Annotated in this window: 1 protein-coding gene and 1 pseudogene; both read right to left on the reverse strand. The window is 49.9% G+C overall.

The features are described 5' to 3' along the window. Nucleotides 1-212 (reverse strand): hypothetical protein (locus ACQ4LH_RS21900; protein ID WP_430699018.1); only part of this gene is annotated, 212 nt, incomplete at its 3' end. Between the two features lie 36 nt (nucleotides 213-248). Then, nucleotides 249-366 (reverse strand): annotated as a pseudogene (locus ACQ4LH_RS21905) (hypothetical protein); the annotation flags it as partial.

Below are 366 nucleotides of genomic sequence, written 5' to 3' on the forward strand. Positions count from 1 at the left end.
TTCTTTTTCATTACGCCTTCTTCTATTCCTTTTTCTGCTATTTCCATCAGGTTGGCGATTTCTACTTTCACTTCCTGTTCATCCCTTTCTCTTATACACATCTGTCGCTGCCGTCGACGCTCCTCGATTKYYTTTTTTTTTTTTCCTCTTCTTCGTTCTTCTCGCCTTTTTTCACCCGCACCAGCTGGTTCTGATTCATTCTTTTGCCCCATTTATCGTTCTGGGTTTCCTGCTGTCGTCCGTAGAGGCCAGAAGGGGTTGGCCACTTCAACGTTCTGCGCGCCGAAGATCACCCGCACCAGCTGGATCAGAATCAGGCTGATGCCCCAGGTAGCGAGCAGGGTTTCCAGCGGGCGACCGTAGAGG

The sequence above is a fragment of the Pseudomonas peli genome, from assembly GCF_050563605.1.
Taxonomy (GTDB): Bacteria; Pseudomonadota; Gammaproteobacteria; order Pseudomonadales; family Pseudomonadaceae; genus Aquipseudomonas; species Aquipseudomonas peli_A.